Annotated in this window: 1 protein-coding gene; it reads right to left on the minus strand. The window is 63.8% G+C overall.

The features are described 5' to 3' along the window. Positions 1 to 208: 208 nt before the first annotated feature. On the minus strand, positions 209 to 1,174 hold a 966-nt coding region (locus AB4Y86_RS19285; protein ID WP_441403727.1), incomplete at its 5' end, for an ABC transporter substrate-binding protein.

Consider the following 1,174-nt stretch of genomic DNA (forward strand, 5'->3'; position numbering starts at 1 on the left):
GCCGACGCCACTGCCTCCCCGATGGAGGATGCCAGGGCGGCGACGCCCGGCGTCATCGAAGGYAGTGTGCCGCTCCAGATGACCACCTGCCAGATGGCCAGGAGTACGGCTACCGCCAACAGCCGCTGGGCGTTCAGACCCCAGTCCAGCGACTTTGTGCTTGTCTTCATATCGATCTCTCCGTCATGTTCGTGGTGCCCGTGCAGCCTTACTTGGCGAAGCGCGGGGCGTCGGCCCAGAGCATGGCTTCGGCGGTCAACGGCTTGGTGACAAACCCGAGGTCCTTCATGGCATCGATGCCTGCCTGTCCGGTCGCCAGGTTGATGGAGACGTTCACCGGAACGTAGGCCTTGGGGTTGACCTTCGAAGCGTCAACCTGCTTGATCCGGGCGGTGATGTCCACGATTGCCTTGACGTTGGCCGGGTCCGTGTAGAACGCGGCGGCCTTGGTCATTGCGTCATTGAACTTCTTGGCGGTCCCCGGATTGCTCTTAAGCCAGGCATCGGTGGCAGCCCAGACGGTCACGGGCATGTTGCCCTGGAACTCCCGCACCGGGCTGGCGATGCTCTTGAAGCCCGCGTCAACGAGCTGGTGGTAGAAGGTATCCGCCGCGAACGCCGCATCAACCGTTCCCTGTTCCAGCGCGGCCTGCATGCCCGCGTACGGGACGGCGATTTCCGTGATCGATTTGGGATCGATTCCTGCCGCTGCGGCCGCCTGGAGCATCGGGATGTCGCCACCGGTGTTCACGCCGACGACGGCAACGTTCTTGCCTTTCAGATCGGCGACGGTCTTGATGCCGCTGTTCTTGGGGATCAGGATTCCGGAGTTGTCGACGTTGGGATCAACCACGCCGTTACCGGAAATCACCTTCACCGGCATGCCCTTGGCCGTCGCGGTTGTCATGACGCCCCACGACGCCGTGGTGATATCGGCCTGTCCGCTCACGGTCTGCGCCAGGTTGGCCGCGGGATCGGCGCCCGGGACGATCTCGACGGTGAGGCCGGCTGCATCGAAGAAGCCCTTCTCCTTGGCGACGTACGCCGTTTCGAACTGGATAGGTGCTACGACCACCTTGATCGAGGTCTTGCCTTCCGATCCTCCGCTGGCCGCACTGCTCGCAGCGCTGGGGGCGCCACAGGCGGCCAACGACAGCAGGGTAAGTCCGGCAAC

The organism is Arthrobacter sp. 2YAF22_2, assembly GCF_052114645.1.
Lineage (GTDB): Bacteria > Actinomycetota > Actinomycetes > Actinomycetales > Micrococcaceae > Arthrobacter.